The sequence below is a fragment of the Exiguobacterium undae DSM 14481 genome (genome assembly GCF_000620805.1).
GTDB classification, from domain to species: Bacteria; Bacillota; Bacilli; order Exiguobacteriales; family Exiguobacteriaceae; genus Exiguobacterium_A; species Exiguobacterium_A undae.
Genome location: NZ_KK211187.1, coordinates 1,044,956 through 1,066,645, shown reverse-complemented (window position 1 = coordinate 1,066,645; position 21,690 = coordinate 1,044,956). Strand labels below are relative to the sequence as shown.

Sequence of the window (21,690 nt, the reverse complement as noted above, 5' to 3'; positions counted from 1 at the left end):
CTCTCGTGTTATTGTAGCATATAACGAGGAAGCTCTTCAAAACGTAATTCCGTAAACGTAGCAATCGGGCAATCTAAATAGTCATATGAAAAAGTGAGGATGGCAGATTTTAAATCTGCCATCCTCACCTGTCTAAAAAGACCTTTATATAACTTGATTTTAAGAACGTTCGAGCATCCGCTCAAGCGCGAGGACGGCATACCGGGTCGTCTCCGGATCCACCGTGATGATGTTGACCGGCTCCCCTGCTTCGATCTGAACAAGTGACCACGCAAGGTGCGGTAAATCGATCCGGTTCATCGTCAGGCACGGACACATGAAGGGATTCAACGAGACGATATCGAGCTCCGGGTGATCTTTTGCCAAGCGTTGTACCAGATTCATTTCTGTTCCGATCGCCCATTTTGTTCCCGGTTCCGCCTGTTCAATCTGCTGAATGATGTACGCCGTCGAACCGTTCAAATCAGAAGCCGCGACGACTTCAAACGAACATTCCGGATGGACGAGAATCGTCCGGTCGGGTTCTGCCTTCCGGAATTGCTCGATTTGACCGACGGTGAACTTTTCATGGACCGAACAATGGCCCTTCCAAAGGATGACCCGAATCTCGTCATCTGCGCCGTCAAACAACAGCTCATCCGCAATCGGATCCCAGACCGCCATCTGTTCAAGCGGGACGCCCAGTGCATGCGCCGTGTTCCGGCCAAGATGTTGATCCGGCAGGAAAAACAGAATCTCTCGTTCCGCAAGCGCCCATTCGACCATCCGGACGGCGTTGGACGAAGTGACGGTCGCACCCCCATGGCGACCCACAAACGCTTTGATTTCAGCCGTCGAATTGACATACGTCAACGGGAGAATGGAACGTTTGAGACGCTCCGATAAAATCTCATAGGCACGTTCCGTCTGAAAACCATTTGCCATGTCAGCCATCGAACATCCGGCCCGCATATCCGGCAAGACGACCGTGTGGTCACTCGCGGTCAGCATATCTGCCGTCTCCGCCATGAAATGAACGCCGCAAAACACGGTATACTCCGCCGCTGTCATCTTTTTCGCGATTTGCGCGAGCTGAAGCGAATCTCCCGTCGCATCGGCAAACTGGACGACTTCATCTTTTTGATAATGATGGGCCGGTAAAAATAATCGACTGCCCATGCGGGATTTCACACCTTCAATCACAGCAATCAGTTCTGCATCTGACTGTGCCAAATACGTTTTCGGAATGCCGTTATCGGTAAACAAATCAAGCTTCATCTTTTTTTCCTCCTACGATTTTCATACTGATATCCAGTGCGGGCGCTGAATGCGTCAACGCACCAAGCGAGATGTAATCGGCACCGGTCTGACAATAAGCAGGTAACGTGTCGAGGGTAATCCCACCCGACAATTCGACGGTGATGTGAGCCGGTATGCGTTGCCGTAACACCTTGACCTCTTCTGGCGAACGGTTGTCGAGCATGATGATGTCCACGTTTGCCGCCACTGCTTCTTCGACTTCATCCGCTGTCTCGACCTCGACCTCGATCGGTGTCGTATGACCAATCTGTCGTTTCGCCCGTTCCACGGCTGCCCTAATCGATCCGGCGACCGTGATGTGATTGTCCTTAATCATGACTGCGTCATCGAGGCGCCCCCGGTGGTTAAATCCTCCACCGATCCGCACGGCATGTTTCTCAAGCATCCGTAATCCGGGTGTCGTCTTCCGGGTGTCTGAGATCCGAACGTGTCCCGCCGCTTGTCGGACCGCCTGATGTGTCAGCGTCGCAATTCCTGATGTGCGTTGAATCAGATTCAAGGCGACCCGTTCGCCTGTCAAAATCGATCGCAAGTGTCCGGACCACCGGGCAAGGACTTGTCCCTGTTCAATCGCTTGTCCATCCTTGACTAAAAGCTCCTGCTCCACTCCGAGCAACGCTGCAAGTTCGGTTAAAACGAGCTCGCCGCAAAAGACGCCGGGTTCTTTAGCAATGAATCGTCCGACCCCCTGCTCGTTTCCGGTCAGACACACTTCACTGGTCACATCTTGATGACCGATGTCTTCCGTTAAAAATCCTTCAAGTTGTTGCCGCAGTAACCATTTGTTCATGTACTTGTTCTCCTTTTACGCGTCGGATCGCCCCTTCTAACAACAACCGGGCCGTCCTCGTTTTTAACTGATTGATTTCTGCTTGCCGTCCTGTCCGCTGACCGTCTGACGACAGCTCGATTGTTCGCAGGGCATCCTCGAGCAATTTTTCATGCAACTCTACCTGCAGAACCTCAGTCAGCAAGGATTCGACAGCACGGGTTTCGTCGTCCTGTACACGTCTGTTCGGCAATGGTTGTCGCTCCGGTAGCTGAAGCTGCCGGGCCAGTTGTTTCCCAACCACAAAACACTCGAGAAGCGAGTTCGACGCGAGACGGTTTTTTCCGTGCAGACCGGTCGATGCTGTCTCCCCGACCGCATACAAGCCGGGCACCGTCGTCCGCCCTGCTTGATCCGTCTTGATTCCCCCCATCAAGAAATGAACACCTGTCGTCACTTCGACAAGATCGGGCGATATGTTCAATGATTCACATTTTTTAACAAACGTCGGGAATCGTTGATCGAGCGCCTGAACCATGGTCGTATTCAAATACACCGGCTCGTTTTTTCTCGTTGCAGTAATGACGGCAGCCACTTCGTCCCGCGCCGCTAAGTCCCCTTGCGGATGGTCAACCATCAATCGCCGACCGTCTGCTGTCATCAAATAAGCCCCGGCTCCCCGCAAGGCTTCTGTGATCAACCCTTGGCTTTTACCGTTATGGACCAGGATCGTTGGATGGTGCTGAATGTATCCTAAGTCGCCCAGTTCGGCTCCCGCTTGACTGGCAAGTGCTAAACCGTCTCCGGTCAGACTCGGATCGTTCGTCGACGTCAGAAACAAGCCGCCGATCCCTCCCGTCGCCAGAACTACAGCTCGCGCAGAAATCCGCATCGGATTTTCACCTTGGTATCCGACAGCTCCGACAACCTGTTGACCGTTCATCAACAGCTCCGTCACCACTGTCTCCTCCAAAATCGGGTGTTGCAGTTGTTGCAACAATTGTGTCATCATCCGTTCACCCGTTTGATCGCCGCCGCTGTGGAAAATCCGCGGCAGGCTGTGGGCGCCTTCGCGTCCGAGTGCATAGTGTCCGGATGCGTCCCGATCAAAGGTCACGCCAAACGATTCCAGTTCGGTGATGACATGCCGGCCGGCTTCTGTAATGAACGTGATCATCTCCTCGTCGGTGTGTCCTTTTGCCGCTTGGATCGTATCCGCTTGGTGGGAGAAAGGAGTCTGTTCCAGATAGGCGGACGCAATGCCGCCTTGTGCCCGCATCGAGTTCGTCTCGGTCTTCTTTCCTTTTGAGACGAGCAGGACGTTCATGGACGCCGGGACATGTAAGGCAACCGAAACTGCCGCCAGTCCTGAGCCGATAATTAATAAATCCACTTCAACCTCTTTATGTAAAGACATTTGTTTTACACCTCTGTATTATTTGTTTACTATTGACTTGACAATAAGTTTGGCATATTTTTAGCTGAGTGACAAGATGAAAGGATACGATAACTGATGATTTATTTGGATCATGCTGCAACGACACCCATCCATCCGGATGCGTTGGAGCAATACAAAATAACGGCAGAAACCGCCTACGGCAACAGTTCTTCACTTCATGACGCGGGGGACGATGCTCTCCGAATATTAAATCAAGCCCGTGCGCAACTGCTCGATTGGCTCCAATTGAACGAAGGAAATATCTTATTTACCGGCAGTGGTTCAGAAGCAAACTATATCGCGCTCAGCCATTTGCTTCGCCAAAGTAAAAAGACAACTGTCTTGACACTTGCTTCGGAACACGATTCCGTCCTGCTCCCCTTGAAACGATTGGCCCGTCAAACGGTGACGATCAATTTGTTACCGACAGGAGAATTTGACTGGAATGCTTTCCGTGAGGCCTGTACGGACGACATCGGTGTCGTCTCCGTCCAACACGTCAATTCCGACACCGGTTTTGTGTTTCCGGTCGCCGAGATTGCTGCATTTTGTCGGCAAAACAATATTTTGGTTCATTGTGACGGAGTTCAGGGATTTTTAAAGCAACCCGTCTGTTTAAAATATGTCGACGCCTATACGATCAGCAGTCATAAAGTCTACGGTCCAAAAGGTCTTGGCGCCGTCTACTTGCGGCGCCCGTTATTCAGTCCGTATTATGAATCCCATCATGAATTCGGGATTCGTCCCGGCACGGTCGACGTCCCCGGGATTGCCGCATTCTTGATGGCGTGTCAGCGTTATCGCGATGAAAATCAGAAGATCCAGACATCGAGTAAAAGATTTCGTGGTATGCTAAAAAAAAGACTTCCATCTACTCGGTATCAAATCATTGAATCGCCTCAGCAACTCGACTCGATTTGCGCCATCCGGACAAAACAACGGGATGGTCAATTCGTCCTTCTTGCCCTGAACCGTGCCGGCATTGCCGTCTCGGCAGGAAGTGCTTGTCGGGCAGGTGAAAATGGTCCAAATGCGACGTTACGTGCGATCGGGTACGAAGATTCGACCGCGCATGGACTCATTCGTCTGAGCTTTGGCCGCACGACCACTACCGAAGAAGTCAATCAGTGTATCGCTGTTCTTTGTTCACTGGAGGAATCAGATTAAGAGAAAGGCAGGAGTCGTCATGGAAAGAAGACAGTCCGGAGAAGAACGCCGGCAAGGATTACTGCGGATGATCCAAGAAAACGATCGTCCGGTTACCGGTACACAACTTGCGAAGCAAGCAGGGGTGAGTCGTCAGGTCATCGTCCAAGACTTATCGTTGTTAAAAGCAAAAGGATATCCGGTCGTCGCGACCGCCAGAGGATACTTATTAAATGATCCGGTGCTCGACGGAACCCGTCGGATTCGAAAAGTCGTCTGCCGTCACGGTTACGATCAATTAAAAGCCGAATGTGATGCCATCGTTGATGAAGGGGTCATTTTGCGAGATGTCATCGTCGAACATCCGGTGTACGGGTTTTTGACAGGTGAATTGATGTTGAGAAGCCGGCGGGATGTCCGCGCCTTGATTGAGCGGCTCGAAGAAACACAGGCTACCCCCTTGTCCAGCCTGACAGATGGTGTCCATATCCATACACTCGAAGCCGACAATGAAGAAGCTTTGGACGCAGCGATTGAAGCCCTTGACCGGTTAGGTATCCTCGTTTCAGAACTGGATGTCTGATCTTAGGTCATGTATTCCGTGCAAATGCGCATATCAAAAAAGGTCCATCCCGTTTTTTACGGAATGGACCTTTTGATGGTTTAAATTAGACGGACTCATCGATCGGCTCAACAGGTGGTTCATCCGAAAATGTTGCCAAGACCGTTCGAACACGACGATTCTCGACGTGTAAGACAGTTAAGGTGACTTGTCGATAAACCATTTGCGTTCCCTCTTCCGGAATATGACCAACATCTTCCATAATCCATCCGCCAAGTGATTGCGCTTCTGTTTCCGGCATCGTCAGACCAAATTGATGACAAAAGTCTTCAATATCATATTCAGCGAGACATTCATAACGATTCGTTCCGACTTGTTTCGTGTACTCCAGGGATTCATCGTGTTCATCCCAAATTTCACCAACCAGCTCTTCGAGGATGTCCTCGAGCGTGATGAGTCCGGCCGTCCCGCCAAACTCGTCCAGTACAACCGCCATATGGGACTGCTTTACCTTTAACTCGGGCAAAAGATCCATGATATGCGTTTGTGGAACGACAAATGAGACAGGCCGAATCAGCTCTCGAATCTCCACCCGTCCGTGTTTTACGAATTCACGTAAAAAATCACGTTCGGATAAGACACCGATGATGTGATCGATGGAATCTTTATAGACCGGCAAGCGTGAAAAGCCACCCTTTTGGACTTCTTGTAAGATGTCATCAAAACTCGCATCAATATCGATCGCCTGAATGTCCGTTCGGGGTGTCAACGCTTCCTCGACCGTGACATTCTTGAAATCGACAGCACGATGAACGATTTCTGCACTGGCTTGATTCATGATGCCTTCTTCTTCACTGATATCAACGAGTGCACGGAGTTCTTGTTCCGTGACGAGCGGTCCTTTCGGATCGGCACCAATCAGCACTAATGCGGCTTGTCGCAACTTCAGGAATACAAAAATGAAGGGTTTGAAGACGACCAAACAGAGATGAAGCGGACTGCTGATCCAAAATACATACGTTTCCGCATGTTCTCGTGCATACGATTTGGGAATTAATTCTCCAAACAACAAAATGAACAAAAACGTCAGGAAAATGATGCTGATTTGCATCAACAAATCCGTCGACAAGGACATCGCCAACCACCCGCCGATCATCGCTACACCTAGATTCGACAGTGTATTTCCGATCAGGATGGCGGTGAGCGTCTCCTCATAACGTTGTAACAGACGGAGTGCTTGTGTCGCACGTGCGTTGCCCTCTTCCGACTGATGTAAGATCCGTAACCGATTCGCACTAGATAAGGCTGTTTCAGAAGACGAAAAGAATGCTGAAATAACTAGTAAGACGAAGAACCAGATGAACTGAATCGCGGGAAGTGGGTCCACGATGCTCTCACACTCCATTTCTCAAATAATCTTGTTTGACCGTTTCGATTAGAACGACGACTCGATGAATTCGAATTCGAAGTCACGGATTCGAACGACGTCGCCGTCAATCGCACCCATTTTACGAAGCTCTTCGTCGACACCCATTTGACGCAACGTCCGCGCAAAACGTTTGATCGACTCTTCACGCATGAAGTTTGTCATCGTAAACAGTTTCTCAATCCGTGGTCCTTTGATGACGAAGCAATCATCTTCATCTTTCGAAATCGTAAATCCAGCTTCCGGTGCTTCATATCCGTAGACGACACGTGGTGTCGCTGTTTTCTCTTCGAGCTCTTCCAGACCGAATTCAGGCGTCGCATCCACAAGATCCGCAATCCGGAATAAGAGGTCCCGTAACCCTTGACGCGTCGCAGCTGAAATCGCGAATACTTCCAAGTCCGGGAATGCTTCCTTGAAGGCTTCGAGATTAGCTTCTGCATCCGGCATATCCATTTTGTTTGCGACGACGACTTGTGGTCGTTCTGTCAAACGCAGGTTATAGTCGGCAAGCTCTTTATTGATGATGTTGTAATCGTCAATCGGATCGCGGCCTTCCATCCCGCTCATATCGATGACGTGGACGATGACTTTTGTCCGTTCGACGTGACGTAAGAATTGGTGACCAAGACCAACCCCTTCGCTTGCGCCTTCAATCAGACCCGGTAGATCGGCCATGACGAAGCTCCGGCTGTCTTCTGTTTCGACCACTCCGATGTTTGGTGTGATTGTCGTGAAGTGATACGCTCCGATTTTCGGGCGCGCCGCTGAGACGATCGAAAGCATCGTTGATTTCCCGACACTCGGGAATCCGACGAGTCCGACATCCGCCAGCATTTTCAATTCGAGTTTCAAATACTTCTCTTCACCTGGTTCCCCGTTTTCCGCATGTTCCGGAGCCGGGTTGGCTGGTGTCGCGAAACGTGAGTTCCCACGTCCTCCGCGTCCGCCTTTTGCGACGATCGCTTGTTGTCCGTGGTGGACGAGATCGGCGATGACTGCATCCGTATCGTCATCATACACGACCGTACCTGGTGGAACCTTGACGACGAGATGCTCGGCTTTACGACCGTGCATTCCTTTCGACATCCCGTTTTCACCTTGGACGGCTTTGAAGTGACGTTTGTAACGGAAATCCATCAAGGTCCGGAGTCCTTCATCCACTTCGAGGACGACGTGAGCACCATGCCCGCCATCTCCTCCGGCAGGACCACCGTCTGGAACATATTTTTCGCGACGGAACGCAACTTGTCCGCGTCCTCCATCTCCTGCTTTTACATAAATATTTACCTGATCGACAAACATGTCAGATCCCTCCTATTACTGTTCTTCCTCTACAGGAAGACTTTCGATTTCGATCACACACTCATGTTCCGTCTGTGACTCGATCTCCATCGGCGTCACTAGATCTTTAAGGCGCGACATATCTAGTAGATCCCGATAGATCTCGATGGTCACGCCCTCATGAAAGGTTACGGATACTTCTCCATTTCCCACTTCTATCATGTCAAGCGCAGCTTCAATGACGGTCGCAAGACGCGAATCATCGATCTGCTTTGGTTTCTCAATCACATCATATTCGACAGTTAAACCTGTCCAATCCGCTCGTTGCAGTGTGAGCGCTGTTTTCGGCAATTCAATCAAGGAGAGTCGCCCTTCTCGTGACGCTTGCTCCCGGTAGACTGAACAGATCGATTCAACAGCCGCCTCGTCACCCATCGCGCTATATGAACGAACGAGTTGCAATCGATTCAACCATTCGTGACGAAGTGACTTCAAAAGATCCAGTACCTGCTCATCCTTCATCAGTCGTTCCCTCCTAAAAAAAACAGACCCTAACCCCTGAAAGTGGCTAGAGTCTGCTTCATCGATCACTTATGCTGGGTAAACGCTGACTTGTTTTTTGTCGCGTCCGAGACGTTCGAAACGAACGACACCAGTTGCAGTTGCGAAAAGTGTATCATCGCCACCACGTCCGACGTTCATACCTGGGTGAATCTTCGTACCGCGTTGGCGGTAGAGGATTGAACCAGCAGAAACAGTTTGACCGTCTGCACGTTTCGCCCCAAGGCGTTTCGATTGCGAGTCACGACCGTTCTTTGTCGAACCTACCCCTTTTTTCGATGCGAAGAACTGAAGATTAAGTTTCAACATGTGGAATCCACCTCCTATATTTGTTCAAGTTGGATATACTCACCGTAACTTTCAGCGATGGTTCCGAGTTGGACCAATGTCGCTTCCAGTAACAATTGGGTGCGTTCGCTGATTTCCGGTGCTAAATCAGCATACGGTTCTACATAAAAGTAGCCACCTTCTTGTTGTTCTGCCATTTCAAGGAGCAGGACCTGCCCGAGGAGTGATTCGATGGCATTGTATGCCCCGAAGATCACACTTGATGTGCCGGCACAGACTAAATCCAAACCAGGCTCAGCAAATTCGGCATGTCCTGTCACTTCGATGGAGCGGATTAACTCCGCTTCATCTCGTCGAATCTTGACACGTATCATGGCTTACGCTTCGATTTTCTCGATGCGGACCTTCGTGTAAGGTTGACGGTGACCTTGCTTACGACGGTAGTTCTTTTTAGCTTTCATTTTGAAGACAGTGATCTTTTTCGCGCGAGCGTGTTTGATGACCGTTGCTACGACCTTCGCACCTTCTACGAGTGGAGCGCCGACTTTAACATCGTCACCACCAAGGATCAAGACTTCACCGAATTCTACTGTGCTGTCGACGTCTGCGTTTAATTTCTCAACGTAGATTTCTTGGCCAGCTTCGACTTTAACTTGTTTACCACCAGTTTTAATAATTGCGTACATTACGTGCACCTCCTCTTAGGAACTCAGACTCGCCATCACGGGCAGCGGATGCTTTATGACCCGGTCTGTGCGGTTGTAGTCATTTGGGTGCTTCCAAACGAACTAACGTTATTCAGAATACCAAACGATGTTGACTGTTGTCAATAACGTTCTGTCAGGATTCTGATTGTCTTTTGACGAAATCGTCACAGTCGGCTTTTGTGCCTGTAAACAAAATACCTGTTTCCCCTTCCACAAGCACAAGTTCGACCGGACTTTCTTGAAGGAAAAGTGGACTGAGCGAATCGAGTGGTGCCCGTACGACGGCGGCTTCTGCATAGGTCGCAATTTCGAGCAGTTTCGGTTCGAGTTGCCGGTGAATCGCAATCCGGGACGGTTTCCCTTGCTCAAGCGACCGTTCGAGCAAGGACTTCCCATGGCGTTGCCGCGTCAGCTCACATAATCCCATCTTCGTAAATCCATAGATTTCAATCTGTTTCGACTCATGCGCCGCCCGTTCTTTTAACAGTTGCGTCACACGGGTCTGTCCTTTACTCGACCCCCGCAGGAAATCGACGGCAATCATGCCGCTGATGTTCCGCAGACGCAGTTGACGCATGATTTCCACCGCTGCTGCTTCGTTGATTTGATCAAACGTCCGTTTTTGTTCCTTGACGGAAATCGTCTTGCCGCTGTTGATGTCGATGACCGTCATCGTCTCCACTTCTTCAATCAGCAGGTAAGCGCCGCCCTCTAGCCACACGACTTTATCCAACGCCTTGTCAATCGCCCGGTCGACTTGCTCCATCGCCGGGAGACGTCCTTTCATGACCGGCCGTTCGACACGCAAGCCCATCTGTTCGAGCCGTTCCTTATCGATCCGGCTTGTCACGAGCGCTTCTTCGACATGTGCCAGCCGTTTTGCTTCCTGGACGATCAACGACTCATCCTGCTCAAGCGTCATCTGCTCGACCATCTTCCCGTGACGCGCACGCAACTGTTTCAGCTCGGTTTCGAGGACCATCCCTTCCGCTTGTGCCGATTCCGTCCGGTAGAGAAGGCCTTCCGTCTCATCCAGCGTCACCCGTTTCGCCAGCTGTTGCTGGACGACTACATCCAGCTTCCGGCTGAAACGGACACGCCGTCCGTATGGGAAGTAGACAAGAAAACGTCCGCCATAGGTGATGTTTTGTGTCACCTTATGCTGTTTTGGCGCCGCTCCTTCTTTGACGACTTGGACGAGGAGCGTCTGTCCGACCTGCACCGCCTGTCCGATCGTCGGCACGTCCGGATAACGCCGCAAGGCTTCCAGCGTCTCATTGATCGGTAAATAAAGCGGGGTGCCGTCAGTCGCCACTAAAAACGCTGCACCGAGCGTCGGATGTAACCGGTCGACCTTTGCGTGAAGTAACGTCCCGACACGGATCTCATCGCGCATCCGTTCATGGTATTCGACGACACGCCCGCCTTCCACTAAGGCGACCCGTTCCAGAGACGGGGTTTGTTCACTAATCCATTTCATCTCGATTCCTCCATGAAAAATAGACTAGAAGCATAAAAGCCCTTCTAGTCTATTTTCCCCTTCTTATTTCATGCCAAGCATTTTTTTAAGTTTAACGAAAAATCCTTTTTGCGGTTGCTCCATGATATCGAGCAGCGGTACCGACTCCCCAAGAATCCGGCGGGTGATGTTCCGGTAACCGAGACCTGCCCGATTATCCGGGTTCATCGTCACCGGTACACCGCGGTGTGATGCGGCGATGACTTCTTCGTCATCAACGATCAATCCGAGGAGGTCAATCGATAAAATACGCATGATTTCATCAATGTCGAGCATATCGCCGGACGCCATCATGTGTGAGCGAACCCGGTTGACCACCAGTTTCGGAACGATTTTCCGCTCTGATCGTTCGAGCATCCCGATGATCCGGTCTGCATCCTGAACCGCTGCTTTTTCCGGCGTCGTGACGATGACGGCTTCATCCGCTCCCGCGATCGCATTCATGAATCCTTGCTCGATGCCGGCCGGGCAATCAATCAGGACAAAATCATATTCTAACTTCAGTGTATCAATGATCGCCTTTACCTGTTCCGGTGTGACGGATGACTTATCCTTGGACTGGGCAGCAGGTAACAGGTACATCTCTTCAAAACGTTTATCACGAACGAGGGCTTGATGCAATTTACATTGTCCTGTCACGACGTCAACGATGTTATAGATACTGCGGTTATCCAGTCCGAGTACGATATCCAGATTCCGAAGACCGATATCTGTATCGACAAGGCAAACCGAATGTCCCATCAGCGCAAGCGCTGTACCGATGTTCGCCGTCGTCGTCGTTTTACCGACGCCACCTTTACCAGATGTGACGACGATGGCACGACCCACATGCGTCGCCGCATCTCTATGTACCTGTTCTTTCACTTGTTCCATATCTGTCACCCTCTTTCACTATCAATCGCAAACTGATCCATCCGCGCGAGCGGAACGGTCTGAAGACGGGAAAATTCAACCCCGGTGTCTCCTACAAAAGCACAACCCATTTCTAGCGCTTTTACCGGCGCATCATCCGGATCTTCATAGACGAAGTCGGAAATGGAAATCCATTTGGGTTGTAAGATACTTGCGGCAATCACCGCTTGCTGATTTCCGCCTTTCCCTGCGTGAACGGTTCCCCGTAACGCGCCGAGACAATAAATACTGCCGGTCGCATGTACGACGGCACCCGGATTGATGTCACCGATGACGACGATTGATCCTTCGACATCGACGACATGACCGCTGCGGGCGGTTCCGCCAAAGTAATGAAACGTTCGTTCGCCGTAGAGCGCCTTCGCTTCATCTTTGGTCAGACAATCACTGTCATAACCGTTAAACGAAAATGAATCATGACGCGCAACAATGGATTCGACGGCCGTCACAACGCCTTCGTCGACATACCGTCGACCGAAGAAGAAGGTAATCGGCACGGCGCGTCCGTTCTCGACGGATTTGTCGGCAAGCGTCAATTCTAAATCGTCAAGAAATTCATCCACACTGCACCTTTCATTTACATAGACGGCGAGGCCACCACGATGACCTTTCATCGTTACATAACGCTTACGCTCAATCATGACTCATCCTCTTTTCTCATCAAATGTGGATTGCACCAGACGCGTCATCGGATAATACAACACGATGATTCCAATCAACTGGGCAATGAGACTCCTTGGAATGATTTGTGTCGCCAGTTCCTTGAAGGGAACCTCGACACCGACGACCGAAGCCGTAAAGAAATAGATATCCAGTTCAAACAAAATAGCGCTGAACGTAAAGGTGACGATAATCGTTAATACGTTCTCCTTTACATATTTTAGCACGAAGCTACTAAAAAGCGGAATGGCTGATAGTGCAAATAAATAAATTCCGATGATATCCGAGTAGACGAAATCATACAACAGACCAAATAACAGACCAAAACCAAGTGCCTGTTCGATTCTGCCGTATCGTCCCAAGAACATCAGCGCAATCAGCGTCACGTGCACGGCATACGGAGAACCGTCTCCGAGCGGACCCGCAAACAGCGTCCCTTCCAAGATAAAAAGAAGGAACACGGCGAAAAACAACTTGATGTTATTCACTAGTGTCCCCTCCCTTGTCGGTCTCAGCGAAAGGTTCCTTCGCTTCGCGTTGAATCACGAAAACGTGACCAAACTGTTCGAAGTCTGCTGCCGGTTTGACGTATGCAATTTTCGAAGCACCGTATTGATCCGATTTCACCTGTTCGATCTTCCCAACGACGATTCCGCTTGGATATTTACCACCAAGTCCAGAAGTCGTCACCGTCTGACCTTTTTTTAATTTGGCATCGTTTGGAATCTTCGTGAACTTCAACAGATTCGTTTCTTCATCAAATCCTTCGATCGTTCCGAATACCCCTTTGCCTTTTGTATCATCCGCAACAGCGGAGACGTTGTTCGTCCGGCTTGTATCAGACAGTAGTTGCACGAGCGACGTGTAGGCACTCGTCTGAATGACGCGGCCGATCAGTCCGTCTGCTGTCACGACTGCCATATCGGCTTTGACACCTTGTTCTTTTCCGATATTGACCGTGACGAACCGTTGCCATTCGGATGACGTCCGACCGATCATTTCTGCCGGAAGTAATGTATAGTCACGAATCGAACCTTTTAAGTTCAACATGTCTTTTAATTCTTCATTTTCACGTTCCAAGTCGCGGACCTTGACGGAATTTCCCGCATAGTCCCCCAGTCGTGATTTTAAATACTCATTTTCCTTATACACATCGCGCACTTCTTTAACCGAAGTGACCGTATCATCAATCCAGCCAATCGGTGTCGCAAACAGACGTTGCCCGACCCCCACCGTATCGCGGACAAAACTTTGATACCAGTGGGTTTGGTTACGTCCCTGAAGCGAAATCCCGATTAAAATCACCAAAAGGAGAAAACTAAGGAGTGTGATGAGCAGTTTTCGATTATTTAAAAATCGCTTCATCGCTCATCCCGTCCTTATCTTTTTTGTGAGATGCCTGATTTCGAACGCAATACATTCATCATCTCCAGTGATTTACCTGTACCGATTGCAACACAGTCGAGTGCGTTTTCCGCAACGAGTGTCAAGATGCGTGTCTCGTCTTCAATGACTGAATCCAAGTTTTTCAGGAGGGCACCGCCACCTGTCAAGACGATTCCGCGATCCATGACATCCGCTGACAATTCCGGCGGTGTCTGTTCCAGCGTGTGTTTGACGCCTGCTAAAATCGCATCCACCGTATCGGATAACGCGTCGCAAATTTCTGCACTTGTCACTTCAATCTGCTTCGGAAGTCCTGTGACGAGGTCACGTCCACGAATTTCCATCGTTTCGTTTTCTGACTCTTCATCGATGCGGGCATAACCGATTGTCATTTTCAACGTCTCTGCCGTCCGCTCTCCGATCATCAGGTTGTATTTTGATTTGATGTAACGAATGATCGACTCGTCCATCTCATCTCCACCGACACGAATCGATTGGCTCGTCACGATCCCACCAAGTGAAATGACAGCGACTTCTGTTGTTCCGCCACCGATGTCGACGACCATGGATCCTGTTGGTTCTGAAACCGGTAGACCGGCTCCGATTGCTGCTGCGAACGGTTCTTCGATCGTATACGCTTCACGCGCTCCAGCAAGTTTCGCTGCATCTTCAACCGCCCGTTTTTCGACCGATGTGATACCGCTTGGTACACAGATCATGACGTTCGTTTTTGATGAGAACAATCCTTTTTTCTTTGTTGCTTGGTCCATGAAGTATTTGATCATCGTAGCCGTTGTTTCATAATCGGCGATAACCCCATCTTTCATCGGGCGTCGTGCCGTCACGTTCCCCGGTGTCCGTCCAATCATGTTCTTCGCAGCATTACCAACTGCTTCAATCTTTCCTGTATCCGTACGGAATGCGACAACGGAAGGTTCGCGCACGACGATTCCTTGCCCCTTCACATAAACGAGCGTGTTTGCCGTACCTAAGTCAATGCCGATTTCACGGCTAAATGATCCAAACATTATTCAAAAAACCCCTCTCTGAGAATACACTTCACTAATTATAACGGAAAAGCCTTCCTTGGAAAGCGTTAAAACGTTACAGCTTGTTTACAGTTCATTTATTGATTCATAAGAAAAAACGCCTGAGGTCGGGAAACAGACTTCCCCCCTCAGACGTTATTCTTACATAAATCCCCGCTGTTTCATACTAATAAATTGTCCATGCCCGATGACGAGGTGATCGATGCAGCTGATTCCGATCAATCTTCCGGCCTCGACCATCCGCTCCGACACCTCGATATCTTCCCGGCTTGGTGTCGGGTCACCCGATGGATGATTATGGACGGCAATGAAGCTTGCCGCCGAACAGCGGATGGCTTCACGGAAAATATCACGGGGATGGACGATCGACGTATTGAGACCGCCGATAAACAGCGTCTTTTTGGAAATGACTTCGTTTTTCGTGTTCAAATACAGACAGATGAAATGTTCCTGTTGATACAGGCGCATCTCCTCCATCAATAATTCTGCCGCATCATCCGGTGAACGAACGACCGGGCGAACCCACTTCGGTTCGGTGACGAGCCGGCGTCCGAGCTCAAGCCCGGCCATGATTTGCAACGCTTTGGCTTTTCCGACACCGGGTGCTTTCTCAAGCCCGCCGACACCCGCCGCCTCGAGTTCGATCAAGGACGGGTAGATGTCGAGCAGTTCTTCCGCGATTTCGAGCGGTCCCCGGTTCCGGGTGCCGCTTCGAACGAGACACGCCAACAATTCGACCGTCGTCGCCTGTGCCAACCCTTTGAGTTGAACCATATCCTTTGGCCATTCAATCACTACATCCGACCTTTCTGACGAGGAATTACGCAAACATCGGTTTGATTCCCAGCATATCGAGACGACGGCTGATTGGATTAATCGGTAAGCCGACGACATTATAATAATCGCCGTCAATCGCCTCAACGAACAGTCCGCCGATGCCTTGGATGCCGTATCCACCGGCCTTGTCATACGGTTCATCGGTCGCGACGTACGACAGCATCCAACTTTCCGGAATCGTACAAAAACGGACTTTTGTCGTCACGGTGAACGTCTCTTCCCGCTCGTCCGTTAAAATCGTCACCCCGGTCACGACTTCATGTGTCCGCCCGGACAACAACCGCAGCATCTCAAGGGCAGCTGTTCGGTCCGCCGGTTTTTCAAGGATCCGGTGATCCAGTGACACGACCGTATCCGCAGCCAAGATCACTTCACCGGGTTGTGCCACAGCGCGTGCCTTTTTTTGTGACAAATACATCACGTAATCCTCGGAAGACATCGGATAAGGGGCTTCTTCCAGCACATCGGCCGGCCGCACCGTATGCGGTACACCGATCTGTCGTAATAGTTCAGTCCGTCTCGGGGACGCGGAAGCCAGAATCAAGTGGTGTTGCGTTAACATCAGTATCACGCTCTTTTCGTATTTTTTCGACCTGCCTTGTTGCAATCAACTTCCAGTATAACGAAAAACAAGTGCTTCTCCGAGAAGGAGAAACACTTGCCTCGTCTTTAGTTACCTGTGACATCGACAAAGGGATCGGATTTTGGTGTCGTCTCCTGTAACGGCGTCTTCTTATCCGGAATCAATTGCGTCAAATCCGGACGGTAGTAACTTTCGATTTCGACCGTAAACGACATCATCTCGTCCTCTAAGACGATCGTCTGACTACCCGCACCTGGTTCATCCGGACCTGTCAGCTGAATCTGCCGTAAAATCGTGATCCGGTCCGTTCGTTCGATTTGCTTCAGGAACGCCATCAATTCAAGATACGACGGCGCCTCCACGGTCAAAGAAGCCGGCAAAGCGGTTGCGGTCGTCGCCGCGACCGGTGTCTCTGCCGTCTCGGCAGCTTCCGTTTCCGATTCCGTCGCCATCGCCCCGTCAACGACTGGCGTCGACTGGACGGGTGATGCTGGTGTTTCAGCCCCTGCCGCACCAAATGTAATGGCTTGTACTTTCACACCGGCAATCTGGCTCGCTGCATTGATGGCATCGAGGACATCATCATTCGCCGGCAGGACCGGGACTTGTTTCTGGAGGAAACTCGACTCCGCGACATCGACTTTCTGCTCATTCGCCTTCGCGGCTTCGAGTGCCATCTGTTCCCGTTCGAGTGTCGCTTCCGTTCGATTCAGTTCTTGATACGTCGTATACGTCGTATAACCAAAGTAGGATAGACCACCGACGACAAGTAAAATCGTCACGGCGAGAAGTATGAAACCACTATACCGTTTCAATTTTCTTCCACCTCCTCTACTTCAGTCGAGACGACTTCGCCTGGTTCCGGGTCCGTCGTTTCCGGAACGACCTCATCTGAGTTCGACTCCGGCTCGACTGCCGGATCCGTCGTACCGTCTTCTTTTGGAGCATCCGGATCGGCTTGATTCGTTTCGCCCTTGATGACCTCCGCCGGGACGACCGTCAACGCAAATTGACCGATGTAACGGGGTTCTTCCGTCTCCGTGTCATCCGATGGTGTGATCGTCGTCGTCGGAATTTCTTCGCCGGTCGTCGGATCGACTGTCGTCGACGTGACGACCTCCGCCTCTTCGTTCATGGTTTTAGTCGTCACACTCGTCAACGTGATGCCCGTAAAGGCCGTATCCGTCAACAATTGACGGTAAAATCTGTTTAGTTCGTCCAGTGTCTCGAACTGGGCATTCATCGTCACCGTATGATCCGCCGCGTAGGCGAACTGCAGGATGTATCCCCGCTCCGGCAAGTACCGGGTAATCCGTTCGAGTGCCGGGACAGCCGGACGTGGAATCGCTTCAAGGTCATCGACCGTCTGTTTCAACTGCGCGACTTCTTGCTTCGCGGACTGCGCCGATTCGGACTGGAGCGTCCGGACGATTTGAATTTGATTGTTCGCTGTTTCCATCCGGTCCGCAAATTGATCGGTCTGCCAGTAGAGATACCCACCGATCATTCCGCCAAACAGCAGCAAGACCAATGAAGCGACCAGCGGAAACTTCGGCGCGACATCACTGTCCGGCAACAGATTAATCCGGTCTTTGTGGACCGTCGCGAGACCGACAAGCGGCAGATAAGCTTTTGGAATCGGTTGACCAGTCAACTCAAGCGTATCCGGGACTTGTTCGAGCCTTAGATCAAAGTTTGCTTCAAACCGGCGGACCAGTTCCTCTTGAAACGGGAAGTCTCCCGTCAACATGACCCGGCTGATTTCCCGTCCGTCCCGTGCTAACGAAAAGCGGTAAAAATCAAGTACACGTGAAAATTCGAGCAGCATTTCTTCTAAAATCATTTCGACGTTCGCATCGTCCGATCGATACCGATAATGCAGGCGGTCGTCCATGACATCCACGTCCCAGGCATTCGAGACAAACGTATCAACGGAACGAATCAAGCGCGGAACTTTGTCCTCGATGATGATCAATTGATGATTCGTCGCATTAACGTTCCAGATCAGCAGATTGCTGTCTGCTTCGACCTCATAAAGCGAGTCGAGACCAAAAAATGTCGCGAGCGGTTGCGGCTCAGCCGCGACCAGCCGGAGATGCTTTTGTTTGAACAACTCCATGTATTGTTTTAACGCTTCGTTTGGAGCGGCATACAACATGATTTCCCGTTTACCGTCTTCTTCCAGTAACGTGTAATCAAAATATGGTTCTTCAAACGGCAGGACGATACTGTGTCCAAGTTCCATGAACAAGTACCCGCGAATCTGATTCGTCTCGATCGTCTCGGGAATTTCGAGTTTTCGGGCGAGGACAAGCGAACCATCAAGTGCCAAGACCGCTTGGGAACCGCGGGGTACCTTCAGCTTGGCGAGCAAACTGTCAAAAATCAAATCAAGCGAAGCTTCCGGCTGTAACCATCCGCCCTGAAGCGTCCCCGGTGGAAGCGAGACGACGGCACGGCGTTTGATGACCCCTTTTTTGACGACCGCTCCGAAAATCCCGACATCCGTAAAATTAAAGTAAATATATGTACCTCTGCGCCTAGCTTGCGGCATATGTAGATTCTTCCTTTCCTAGAGGAACAGATCGAGATAAAGCTTTATCCAATCGTCCGCAAAGTAATATGTCAGTAGTGTCCCGATGGCGATCGACGGCACAAACGGTATCGGTTGTTTCCGCTGGACCCGTTTTAATCCAAGCAACGTCAGTCCGATGATCGAGCCGACAAAAGCAGAGACGAACAACGCAATCACGACATTTAACGGTCCTAAAAAAATACCGAGCAATCCAAATAGTTTTACGTCACCAGCCCCCATCCCTTGGCGTGACGCAAGAAAGATCACGAACAATAGAAAGAAGCCGACAAATCCGCCAATAATTGGATTATACCAGTTCTCAAGGGGAGAAAGGTAGCGAACAATCAGACTAATCGGTAAAAAGAATAATAAGATTTTATTCGGAATCAGCATATAGGCAAGATCGGACATGACGAGGATGCTAAGCAGACTCGTCAACAGAATCGACAGGACGAATTGCATCGACCAACCAAACTGATAAAAGGCGTAGGCATACAGGATGCCACCGAGTAATTCGAGCGCCGGATATTTGATGGAGATTGGCAACTGACACGTCCGGCATTTGCCGCGCAAGACGAGATAGCCGATCACCGGCGTCAACTCGAGCGGACCCAGAACATGCCCGCAGTTCGGACAATGTGACCGTGGACGGACAACCGATTCCCCGACCGGCACCCGTAAACCGACGACATTCGTAAATGAGGTCACAAGCATCCCGATCAGGAAAAAATAAACCGTAAAGACGACAGTCATCGTGCATTCCCTCCTTAAAAAAGTTCAGAAAAAAACCCCCGAGATGGGGGTAATCATGATTAGTTCACTTCAATTGTTGAACGTTTTAAATCTGAAGCTGTGACTTCTTCAAAATATTCATTAGTTGTTTTTTTACTAGTTAATGTAACAGTATAAGTATATTTTCCTTTATCTTCTTCAACAAGGACGAAAGAATCTTTATAGTCTGCATCAGAATTTAACGCATCTTTCATAGTATCGATATATTTTCCTAATGATTCTTTACGAACAGGAACACTAGCAGAAGCAGGTGTAGATGTAATTGGGTTTCCGTTCTCATTAACACCTAAAATAATTGATTCTCCTGCTTGAATCGGGTTTGAAGATGCATACAACTTCGCAGCCGAAACCAATTGTTTCGCATCGGATACAACCGCATCCTTACGTGAGTTCTCGATCAATCCGCCGATGGCGACGACAGCGATTGCTGCAATGATACCTAAGATAACGACAACTACGAGTAACTCGATCAATGTCAAACCACGCTCATCGCGCATTTGTTTTGCATCTAACCAGATTTCTTTCATACGTTCTAACATGTTTACTATTCCTCCCTAGTACTTTTTAACTGCGACTGGTGTATAGGTCATACTGTCCAGATGAATACTATTATAGTAGCACCATATTTTTTGTAGAAAATGACTTTTTTGTACAAAAGGTAAATGTTTTGACAGTTGTCAACTGGCTTGGATATCGGAGTAGATTTTAAACATTGGTACAACAACCGCGATGACGATGACACCGACGATGACGGCCAAAACGACGATCAATAACGGCTCAATGATGGACTTCAAACGATCCGTCGTCGTTTCGACTTCCGTTTCGTAAAAGTCGGCAACTTCCGTCAGCATCGAGTCGAGCCGTCCCGACTCCTCCCCGATTGCAATCATCTGCGTCACGAGAGGTGGAAAATATTTGTTTTTTGATAACGGTTCGTGCATCGGAATCCCCCGTGACATCGCTTCGTTCGCGCCGGCAATCCCTTTGCGGATGACCCGGTTCGTGACGATCCGTTCTGTGATGTCGAGTGACGCAAGAATCGGGACGGAGGCATTCAGTAAAACGGCCAGTCCCCGTGTCATTAAAGCAATTTGTGATTTTTGAATCAACGGACCAAACACCGGAATCATTAATATCAGGCGGTCAAAGATCACCCGTTGCCGTTCATTCTTTAAGTTGAAGTACAACAGACCGAGCAGCCCAAAGGCAATCAGTAGCAAGACCCACCAGTAGGCGACAAAAAAGTCGGATACCGCAACGACGATTTTGGTGATCAACGGCAACTCACTGCCGAGCTGATCAAAAATCGAGGCAAACGTCGGGACGACGTTCAGCATCAAGAAAACGACGACGCCGATCGCAACAACTGAGACGACCGCCGGGTAAATCAAGGCGGAGATGACCTTCCGTTTGATTTCGTACTGTTTCTGAAGCTGGGTGACGATGTTGTCCAGTGCTTCTTCCAAGTTTCCGCTCGCTTCCCCGGCCATCGCCATACTGACGAAAAACGTATCAAACACGCGGGGATGTTTCTCGATGGCCTGTGAAAACTGAATCCCGCTCCGTAAATCATCCTCGACCTCGACGAGCGCCCGTTCCAGTGGTTTCGATTCCGTCTGTTTCCGTAAGATTTCCGTTGCCTTAACGATCGAGACACCGGAGCGGACAAGTGTCGCAAACTGTCGGGCATACATGACGAGATGCTCAATCTTCGGTTTAGCGGTCAAAAACGTAATTTCAGTATTTAATCCTTTTGATTCTTGTTTCTCGAGTGACGTCACGGCAATTTGATCGGTCCGTAATCGTTCGGCCGCCTCCCGTTTGGTTAAAGCGGTAATTTTTCCTTTTTTTCGTTTACCGGCCATCGTTCGACCTTCATATATGAAGACTGCCATTG

The 21,690-nt window shown here is 50.0% G+C and carries 24 protein-coding genes and 1 other annotated feature; of the genes, 2 read left to right on the top strand and 22 right to left on the bottom strand.

Annotated elements, in window-relative coordinates; translation table 11 throughout:
* Window positions 1-159 precede the first annotated feature (159 nt).
* Genes nadA through P397_RS0106005 form a run of 3 tightly spaced genes read right to left on the bottom strand, consistent with a single transcriptional unit; the run spans window position 160 to window position 3,485 of the window.
* Entirely contained in the window at window positions 160-1,257 is a 1,098-nt protein-coding gene (gene nadA, locus P397_RS0106015) for a quinolinate synthase NadA (protein WP_028105927.1), read from the bottom strand.
* Window positions 1,247-2,089 carry a carboxylating nicotinate-nucleotide diphosphorylase gene (nadC, locus tag P397_RS0106010; protein WP_028105926.1) on the bottom strand — a complete coding sequence of 281 codons (843 nt, stop codon included), beginning with the start codon at window positions 2,087-2,089 and terminating at the stop codon, window positions 1,247-1,249. Before nadC ends, nadA begins: the two co-directional genes overlap by 11 nt.
* Entirely contained in the window at window positions 2,058-3,485 is a 1,428-nt protein-coding gene (locus P397_RS0106005) for an L-aspartate oxidase (RefSeq protein WP_028105925.1), read from the bottom strand. The genes nadC and P397_RS0106005 overlap by 32 nt, the downstream gene beginning before the upstream one ends.
* Before the next feature lie 96 nt (window positions 3,486-3,581).
* Here P397_RS0106005 and P397_RS0106000 point away from each other — a divergent pair, with 96 nt between their 5' ends.
* Window positions 3,582-4,673 (top strand): cysteine desulfurase family protein, encoded by a 1,092-nt coding sequence (locus P397_RS0106000; protein ID WP_028105924.1) that lies wholly within the window; start codon window positions 3,582-3,584, stop codon window positions 4,671-4,673.
* A 19-nt stretch (window positions 4,674-4,692) separates the two neighbouring features.
* Window positions 4,693-5,235: a transcription repressor NadR gene (locus tag P397_RS0105995; protein WP_026832435.1), complete on the top strand. Its 543-nt coding sequence runs from the start codon at window positions 4,693-4,695 to the stop codon at window positions 5,233-5,235.
* A gap of 85 nt (window positions 5,236-5,320) precedes the next feature.
* Here the strand turns inward: P397_RS0105995 and P397_RS0105990 are convergent, their stop codons facing one another.
* From P397_RS0105990 to P397_RS0105900, 19 genes are all read right to left on the bottom strand, one after another.
* Window positions 5,321-6,601, bottom strand: a complete 1,281-nt coding sequence (locus tag P397_RS0105990) for a hemolysin family protein (RefSeq protein ID WP_051523897.1) — start codon at window positions 6,599-6,601, stop codon at window positions 5,321-5,323.
* A gap of 48 nt (window positions 6,602-6,649) precedes the next feature.
* Window positions 6,650-7,945 (bottom strand): GTPase ObgE, encoded by a 1,296-nt coding sequence (obgE, locus tag P397_RS0105985; RefSeq protein ID WP_026832433.1) that lies wholly within the window; start codon window positions 7,943-7,945, stop codon window positions 6,650-6,652.
* A gap of 15 nt (window positions 7,946-7,960) precedes the next feature.
* Window positions 7,961-8,446: a Spo0B domain-containing protein gene (locus tag P397_RS0105980; RefSeq protein ID WP_026832432.1), complete on the bottom strand. Its 486-nt coding sequence runs from the start codon at window positions 8,444-8,446 to the stop codon at window positions 7,961-7,963.
* Window positions 8,447-8,515: 69 nt separating this feature from the next.
* On the bottom strand, window positions 8,516-8,794 hold the full coding sequence (rpmA, locus tag P397_RS0105975) for a 50S ribosomal protein L27 (RefSeq protein ID WP_012370976.1): 279 nt from the start codon (window positions 8,792-8,794) through the stop codon (window positions 8,516-8,518).
* 14 nt (window positions 8,795-8,808) lie between these two features.
* Window positions 8,809-9,147 carry a ribosomal-processing cysteine protease Prp gene (locus P397_RS0105970; RefSeq protein ID WP_026832431.1) on the bottom strand — a complete coding sequence of 113 codons (339 nt, stop codon included), beginning with the start codon at window positions 9,145-9,147 and terminating at the stop codon, window positions 8,809-8,811.
* A 3-nt stretch (window positions 9,148-9,150) separates the two neighbouring features.
* Window positions 9,151-9,459 carry a 50S ribosomal protein L21 gene (rplU, locus tag P397_RS0105965; RefSeq protein WP_012370978.1) on the bottom strand — a complete coding sequence of 103 codons (309 nt, stop codon included), beginning with the start codon at window positions 9,457-9,459 and terminating at the stop codon, window positions 9,151-9,153.
* A gap of 15 nt (window positions 9,460-9,474) precedes the next feature.
* Window positions 9,475-9,544, bottom strand: a sequence feature (ribosomal protein L21 leader region).
* Window positions 9,545-9,613: 69 nt separating this feature from the next.
* Window positions 9,614-10,960, bottom strand: a complete 1,347-nt coding sequence (locus tag P397_RS0105960; RefSeq protein ID WP_028105922.1) for a ribonuclease E/G — start codon at window positions 10,958-10,960, stop codon at window positions 9,614-9,616.
* 63 nt (window positions 10,961-11,023) lie between these two features.
* On the bottom strand, window positions 11,024-11,827 hold the full coding sequence (gene minD, locus P397_RS0105955; RefSeq protein ID WP_026832429.1) for a septum site-determining protein MinD: 804 nt from the start codon (window positions 11,825-11,827) through the stop codon (window positions 11,024-11,026).
* Between the two features lie 50 nt (window positions 11,828-11,877).
* Entirely contained in the window at window positions 11,878-12,552 is a 675-nt protein-coding gene (locus P397_RS0105950) for a septum site-determining protein MinC (protein WP_028105921.1), read from the bottom strand.
* Window positions 12,553-12,555: 3 nt separating this feature from the next.
* Window positions 12,556-13,059: a rod shape-determining protein MreD gene (gene mreD / locus P397_RS0105945; RefSeq protein ID WP_026832427.1), complete on the bottom strand. Its 504-nt coding sequence runs from the start codon at window positions 13,057-13,059 to the stop codon at window positions 12,556-12,558.
* Window positions 13,052-13,936, bottom strand: coding sequence for a rod shape-determining protein MreC (gene mreC, locus P397_RS0105940; RefSeq protein WP_026832426.1), 885 nt, complete (start codon window positions 13,934-13,936; stop codon window positions 13,052-13,054). Before mreC ends, mreD begins: the two co-directional genes overlap by 8 nt.
* Before the next feature lie 14 nt (window positions 13,937-13,950).
* Window positions 13,951-14,985, bottom strand: a complete 1,035-nt coding sequence (locus P397_RS0105935; RefSeq protein ID WP_026832425.1) for a rod shape-determining protein — start codon at window positions 14,983-14,985, stop codon at window positions 13,951-13,953.
* A 162-nt stretch (window positions 14,986-15,147) separates the two neighbouring features.
* On the bottom strand, window positions 15,148-15,780 hold the full coding sequence (gene radC, locus P397_RS0105930) for a RadC family protein (RefSeq protein WP_174544507.1): 633 nt from the start codon (window positions 15,778-15,780) through the stop codon (window positions 15,148-15,150).
* 46 nt (window positions 15,781-15,826) lie between these two features.
* Window positions 15,827-16,405, bottom strand: a complete 579-nt coding sequence (locus P397_RS0105925) for a Maf family protein (RefSeq protein WP_035414075.1) — start codon at window positions 16,403-16,405, stop codon at window positions 15,827-15,829.
* Between the two features lie 107 nt (window positions 16,406-16,512).
* Window positions 16,513-17,241: a hypothetical protein gene (locus P397_RS0105920; RefSeq protein ID WP_028105919.1), complete on the bottom strand. Its 729-nt coding sequence runs from the start codon at window positions 17,239-17,241 to the stop codon at window positions 16,513-16,515.
* Complete coding sequence (locus tag P397_RS0105915; RefSeq protein ID WP_028105918.1) at window positions 17,238-18,980, bottom strand: type IV pilus biogenesis protein PilM; 1,743 nt, start codon at window positions 18,978-18,980, stop codon at window positions 17,238-17,240. Before P397_RS0105915 ends, P397_RS0105920 begins: the two co-directional genes overlap by 4 nt.
* A gap of 18 nt (window positions 18,981-18,998) precedes the next feature.
* Window positions 18,999-19,754, bottom strand: coding sequence for a prepilin peptidase (locus tag P397_RS0105910; RefSeq protein ID WP_028105917.1), 756 nt, complete (start codon window positions 19,752-19,754; stop codon window positions 18,999-19,001).
* Window positions 19,755-19,813: 59 nt separating this feature from the next.
* Window positions 19,814-20,332, bottom strand: a complete 519-nt coding sequence (locus P397_RS0105905) for a type II secretion system protein (protein ID WP_028105916.1) — start codon at window positions 20,330-20,332, stop codon at window positions 19,814-19,816.
* 138 nt (window positions 20,333-20,470) lie between these two features.
* Window positions 20,471-21,688 carry a type II secretion system F family protein gene (locus tag P397_RS0105900; protein WP_028105915.1) on the bottom strand — a complete coding sequence of 406 codons (1,218 nt, stop codon included), beginning with the start codon at window positions 21,686-21,688 and terminating at the stop codon, window positions 20,471-20,473.
* Window positions 21,689-21,690: the final 2 nt, after the last annotated feature.

What these genes read in the sequence shown, in the direction of transcription:
- nadC (WP_028105926.1), bottom strand. Translation starts at nt 2,089, where the DNA reads ATGAACAAATGGTTACTGCGGCAACAACTTGAAGGATTTTTAACGGAA.
- P397_RS0106005 (WP_028105925.1), bottom strand. Translation starts at nt 3,485, where the DNA reads ATGTCTTTACATAAAGAGGTTGAAGTGGATTTATTAATTATCGGCTCA.
- P397_RS0105960 (WP_028105922.1), bottom strand. Translation starts at nt 10,960, where the DNA reads ATGAAATGGATTAGTGAACAAACCCCGTCTCTGGAACGGGTCGCCTTA.
- nadA (WP_028105927.1), bottom strand. Translation starts at nt 1,257, where the DNA reads ATGAAGCTTGATTTGTTTACCGATAACGGCATTCCGAAAACGTATTTG.
- P397_RS0105935 (WP_026832425.1), bottom strand. Translation starts at nt 14,985, where the DNA reads ATGTTTGGATCATTTAGCCGTGAAATCGGCATTGACTTAGGTACGGCA.
- rpmA (WP_012370976.1), bottom strand. Translation starts at nt 8,794, where the DNA reads ATGTTGAAACTTAATCTTCAGTTCTTCGCATCGAAAAAAGGGGTAGGT.
- rplU (WP_012370978.1), bottom strand. Translation starts at nt 9,459, where the DNA reads ATGTACGCAATTATTAAAACTGGTGGTAAACAAGTTAAAGTCGAAGCT.
- mreC (WP_026832426.1), bottom strand. Translation starts at nt 13,936, where the DNA reads ATGAAGCGATTTTTAAATAATCGAAAACTGCTCATCACACTCCTTAGT.
- radC (WP_174544507.1), bottom strand. Translation starts at nt 15,780, where the DNA reads ATGGTTCAACTCAAAGGGTTGGCACAGGCGACGACGGTCGAATTGTTG.
- P397_RS0105925 (WP_035414075.1), bottom strand. Translation starts at nt 16,405, where the DNA reads ATGTTAACGCAACACCACTTGATTCTGGCTTCCGCGTCCCCGAGACGG.
- P397_RS0105905 (WP_028105916.1), bottom strand. Translation starts at nt 20,332, where the DNA reads ATGTTAGAACGTATGAAAGAAATCTGGTTAGATGCAAAACAAATGCGC.
- P397_RS0105995 (WP_026832435.1), top strand. Translation starts at nt 4,693, where the DNA reads ATGGAAAGAAGACAGTCCGGAGAAGAACGCCGGCAAGGATTACTGCGG.
- P397_RS0105915 (WP_028105918.1), bottom strand. Translation starts at nt 18,980, where the DNA reads ATGCCGCAAGCTAGGCGCAGAGGTACATATATTTACTTTAATTTTACG.
- P397_RS0105970 (WP_026832431.1), bottom strand. Translation starts at nt 9,147, where the DNA reads ATGATACGTGTCAAGATTCGACGAGATGAAGCGGAGTTAATCCGCTCC.
- P397_RS0105900 (WP_028105915.1), bottom strand. Translation starts at nt 21,688, where the DNA reads ATGGCAGTCTTCATATATGAAGGTCGAACGATGGCCGGTAAACGAAAA.
- P397_RS0105980 (WP_026832432.1), bottom strand. Translation starts at nt 8,446, where the DNA reads ATGAAGGATGAGCAGGTACTGGATCTTTTGAAGTCACTTCGTCACGAA.
- P397_RS0105950 (WP_028105921.1), bottom strand. Translation starts at nt 12,552, where the DNA reads ATGATTGAGCGTAAGCGTTATGTAACGATGAAAGGTCATCGTGGTGGC.
- P397_RS0105910 (WP_028105917.1), bottom strand. Translation starts at nt 19,754, where the DNA reads ATGACTGTCGTCTTTACGGTTTATTTTTTCCTGATCGGGATGCTTGTG.
- obgE (WP_026832433.1), bottom strand. Translation starts at nt 7,945, where the DNA reads ATGTTTGTCGATCAGGTAAATATTTATGTAAAAGCAGGAGATGGAGGA.
- P397_RS0106000 (WP_028105924.1), top strand. Translation starts at nt 3,582, where the DNA reads ATGATTTATTTGGATCATGCTGCAACGACACCCATCCATCCGGATGCG.